At 63.6% G+C, this 4225-nt stretch carries 6 protein-coding genes; 3 read left to right on the plus strand and 3 right to left on the minus strand.

Annotated features, from left to right (window positions below):
• Positions 1-72 precede the first annotated feature (72 nt).
• Together EN939_RS23230 and EN939_RS23235 are read left to right on the plus strand one after the other, a co-directional pair.
• Positions 73-591, plus strand: a complete 519-nt coding sequence (locus EN939_RS23230; RefSeq protein ID WP_236382723.1) for a sugar O-acetyltransferase — start codon at positions 73-75, stop codon at positions 589-591.
• Between the two features lie 90 nt (positions 592-681).
• A complete protein-coding gene (locus EN939_RS23235; RefSeq protein WP_236382721.1) occupies positions 682-867 on the plus strand; it encodes a type II toxin-antitoxin system TacA family antitoxin in 186 nt (61 codons plus the stop codon).
• Between the two features lie 39 nt (positions 868-906).
• On the opposite strand, the gene EN939_RS23240 is transcribed toward EN939_RS23235, so the two are convergent.
• Together EN939_RS23240 and EN939_RS23245 are read right to left on the minus strand one after the other, a co-directional pair.
• Entirely contained in the window at positions 907-1671 is a 765-nt protein-coding gene (locus tag EN939_RS23240) for a sulfite exporter TauE/SafE family protein (protein WP_127269971.1), read from the minus strand.
• Positions 1672-1698: 27 nt separating this feature from the next.
• A complete protein-coding gene (locus EN939_RS23245) occupies positions 1699-1908 on the minus strand; it encodes a hypothetical protein (protein WP_127269973.1) in 210 nt (69 codons plus the stop codon).
• Positions 1909-2020: 112 nt separating this feature from the next.
• Between EN939_RS23245 and EN939_RS23250 the strand changes: the two genes are divergently transcribed.
• Positions 2021-2893: a LysR substrate-binding domain-containing protein gene (locus EN939_RS23250; RefSeq protein WP_127269975.1), complete on the plus strand. Its 873-nt coding sequence runs from the start codon at positions 2021-2023 to the stop codon at positions 2891-2893.
• A 9-nt stretch (positions 2894-2902) separates the two neighbouring features.
• Here EN939_RS23250 and EN939_RS23255 read toward each other — a convergent pair.
• Positions 2903-4225 (minus strand): tetratricopeptide repeat protein (locus EN939_RS23255; protein WP_127269977.1); only part of this gene is annotated, 1323 nt, incomplete at its 5' end.

The raw sequence follows: 4225 nt of genomic DNA on the forward strand, positions 1-4225 counted from the left end.
ACATTGTTCGACCGCGCCGGAGAAAATTGACGAATGGCGGACGAGGGTCGCACCAGGATAATTCCCAGCGGAATGCCGCAGTCGGCCGCCATGCTGGCCGACGTCAAACGGGCGATGGCGACCACCGCAAGCCTCAACCGCTTGACCTTCAACGACGCGGCTGAAGTCCGGACCCTGTTCAGCGAACTCATTGGCAGGAAGGTCGACGACAGCTTCCTGCTGATCCCGCCCTTCTACACGACCGGCGGATCCGATATCCGCGTCGGGCGCAATGTCTTCATCAATCAGAACTGCACCTTTTATGATCTTGGCGGGCTCGACATCGCCGACGATGTCATGATCGGGCCGAATGTCAGCCTCATCACCTCGGGCCATCCCCTCGAACCGTCGCGGCGTCGCGCCTTCACGACCGCAAAGCCGGTCGTGATCGAACGCAATGTCTGGATCGCGGCCGGCGCGACGGTCATCGGCGGCGTGACGGTGGGCGAAAACTCGGTTGTCGCGGCGGGTTCCGTGGTCACTAGGAACGTTCCCCCGAACACGCTTGTCGGGGGAAACCCGGCCAACGTCATCAGGTCGATTGCCGAATGAGGGCGCGACTTTTCATCGGGCGGCCGGACCGACAGATCGTAGTGACATCGTCGCTATGCTATGCTGTTAACGCAGGGAAGGAGCCCATTCATGCGCAAGGACTTCATGCTCGAAGCGTTGCAGCGTGCCACTGAAGACACGTTGCTCAACCGCGACATCTTTGCTGTCGAGCCGGATGTCTACGCCGCTTTTCTGGAACGTCTCGACGCGCCGCAGCATCCGAACCACCGGTTGCGCCGCACCATGACGACAAAGCCTCCATGGGACGCTGCATGACGCTGATGATCACGCTCCGCGCCAATCGCCACCGGCCGCTTAGGATGCCGAAGACCAGAGCGCGGCCTCCAAGACCAGATACCCGCCCAGCATCAGCAGCCCGGCGAAGAACACCGTGCGAAACGTCTCGACGCTCATCGCCTGGCGCAGCGCCTGGCCGGCGAACATGCCGGCGAGCGCCGGCGCAAGCGCCAGGACCGATCCCGCCAGTTGCATTGTCGGCGATGCGAACGCGCCTGCCTTGAACAACCCAAGGGCAAGAGCCGCCGTCGACACAGTGAAGGACAGGCCGAGCGCTTGGATGAGGTCTTCCCGGCCCAGCCGCAGCGATTGCAGATAGGGCACGGCCGGGATGACGAAGACCCCGGTGGCGCCGGTGACCAGCCCGGTCGCCACACCGACCAGCGGTGACACCAACGCCTCGTGGCGCGCCGGCGTGGTGAAGCCAAGCTTGAGCAGGCCGAGAATGGCGTAAAGCACCAGCGCCGCACCGAGCCCGGCCGAGGCAACGCCAGAGTGTGTGCCGGTGAGCAGACCGGCCCCGGCGACGGTGCCAAGCACGACGCCGGCCATCATCGTCCACAACCGCTTGCACAGCCCGCCGAAGGATGGGCCGGTGAACAACTGCCAAAGATTGGTGACCAGCGACGGGATCAAGAGCAGGGCAGCCGCCTGCGCCGGCGGCATCGTTACCGCCAGCAGCCCCATCGCCACGGTCGGCAGCCCCATGCCGACGACACCCTTGACGAAGCCCGCGGCAAGGAAGACCGCGCCGATCCAGGCGATGACGCCGACGCTCAGCACGGTCGTTCCTTCGGGGTGCCGCTTCGATCAGTCATGCAACAGCATGTCCGCCGCATCATCGTCGGGTGCGGGTTTTGCAGGCGTTGCTTCATGGTGGACAGGGGCAGCCATCGCCACGCAACCGCGCTGGCCGGGCTCCGCTCGCGCCATGGCAAGCGAGGCCACCGCGATCGCAAGCACGATCGCCGCGCTTTCAAGTATGCCGGGTCCATGCCGGCCTGTCGCCTTTTCGCTCATCGCGCATCTCCATCGCAAAAGATTTGACTGACATGCCGGCCGCCCACAATGTGGAAGTTACGCCGTCAGCCTTCGCCTGCGCCGAAGGCTGAAGCCCTGCAGGAGAAGAAAGATGCGCTTCGATCTTACCGATCTCCGGCTGTTCCTGCTGGTCGCCGAGCGCGGCAGTATCACCCATGGTGCCGAACTTGCGGGGCTGGCGCTCGCCTCCGCCAGCGCCCGCATCAAGGGCATGGAGGAAAGCCTCGGCGCGCCGCTTTTAGAGCGGCGGCGGCGCGGCGTGGTGCCGACGGCCGCCGGGCAGGCGCTGCTGCACCATGCGCGGGCGGTGCAGAACCAGATCGAGGCGATGGCCGGCGATCTCGGCGCCTATGCCACGGGCTTGCGCGCCCGCGTGCGGCTGATGGCCAACACGGCCGCCACCAGCGCGCTGCTGCGCGACATGCTGCCGGCCTTCCTCGTCGCGCATCCCGGCATCGACATCGACCTCGACGAGCGCCCCAGCCACGAGATCGCAGAGGCGGTGGCAAGCGGTGCCGCCGATCTCGGCATCGCCGCGACCTGGGCCGGCCTTTCGCATCTGGAGCAGAAGCCGTTCTTCATCGACAGGCTCATGGTGATCGCCGCGCGAGACTGGCCCGACCTCGAAGGCAATACGGCCAGCCTCGGCGACCTGCTCGGCGAAGCCTTTGTCGGCCTGAGCGCCGGCCATCCCTTGCAGGAGCACATCACCCGTCAGGCCGCCCGCCTTGGCGGCCATCTGCACTTCCGCATCCGCGTGCCCGGCCTCGACAATGTCTGCCGGCTGGTCGCCCAGGGCGCCGGCATCGCCATCGTGCCCGAAAGTGCCGCGCGCCGCTCCGCCCGCACGCTGCGCAGCCTACGGTTGACCGACGACTGGGCAACACGCCAGCTCAACCTCTGTGCCCGCCGCTTCGAGGATCTGACGCCACAGGCAAAACTGCTGGCGGAGGCGCTGGTGTGAAGTCGCGCTCTACGGCGCTTTGCCCATGGAGCGTAGCGCGTTGATCGCAGCGAGGTATTCGATGAAATGCTTTGGGCAATCGCTTAGCACGAGCCGATAGAGCGGCAACGTCTCGTCGTCACGATGCTGCAGCCGCTGGAATTCCGCTGTGTAGAAATTGGCCTCGCAGACCTGCTCGTTCCTGATGGTTGCATCCGGATCATCAGCCGCCTTCAGTGTCACTTCAGGCGCCTGGTCACCCAGCAGCATGCGGACCAGCGGCGCCGGCCATTTCGTCATGTCGAGCTTTGCCACGCGCAGGATGCTCGACTGCCCGTTGCGGCGCCGGGCAAGGTCCACCCAGATTGCGGAATACGCATCCTGGGGCTGCATTTGGGCGGACTTCTCCAGATCGGCCTGTGCCTTGGCGGCCGGACCAAAGTAGAATCCGGCAATGCCGCGACTTTGATAGAAACCCGCGAATTTTGGGTTTCGACGAACAGCCTCGTTGAAGTTGGCGAAGGCCTCGACATAGTCTGTCTTGTACATACTGGCGATACCCAGCGCTTCGTAGGCGCTGGGATAGTTCGGCGCATAGTGCAACGCCTGAGTGCAATCATTGATCGCGCGATTGTTTTTCGCCATGTACAGCCACACGTAACAGCGCCCGAGATAGGCGGCGGCATCTTCAGGATTGAGGAAGATCGCTTGATCATAGTCCGCGATGGCGGTGTCGTATTTGCCTTTATCGCTCCAGGCCGCGGCACGGTTCCTGTAGGCGCCAGCATAGCCGGCATCTATTGCGATCGCGAGATTGTAATCTGATATGGCGTCATCATATTTATGCCTGGATGCCCAGACGAGGCCCCTGCTGTCGTAGGCTTGCACATAGCCTGGATTGATGGCGATCGCGTAATCGTAGTCCGCCAGCGCAAGATCATACTCGCCTTTGTACGACCAGACCCGACCCCGATTGGTGACGGCTTCGGCATAATGGGGATTGAGGGTGATCGCCTGGCTAAGGTCGGCTAAGGCCCGGTCCGCATCATCGATGTACGACCATAGCAGACCGCGATTGTTGTAGCCGACGGCGTTTTTCGGATCGAGGCTGATCGCCTGATCGTACTCGGCAATGGCCCGCTTGTAGAACATCTTGCTCGCCCAGACATCAGCGCGGTCGCGGTAGATCGAGGCATCCTTTGGATCGAGCCTGATCGCCTGGTCATAGTCAGCAATGGCGCGAGCCTTGTCGCCTTTCTTCATCCAGATCTCGGCGCGCCGTCGAAAGGCGAGGATATGATTCGGATCGAGCGCAATCGCCTGGTCGAGGTCCGCAATGGCGCGGTCATATTC

The sequence above is a fragment of the Mesorhizobium sp. M7A.F.Ca.CA.002.05.1.1 genome (assembly GCF_003998335.1).
Lineage (GTDB): Bacteria > Pseudomonadota > Alphaproteobacteria > Rhizobiales > Rhizobiaceae > Mesorhizobium.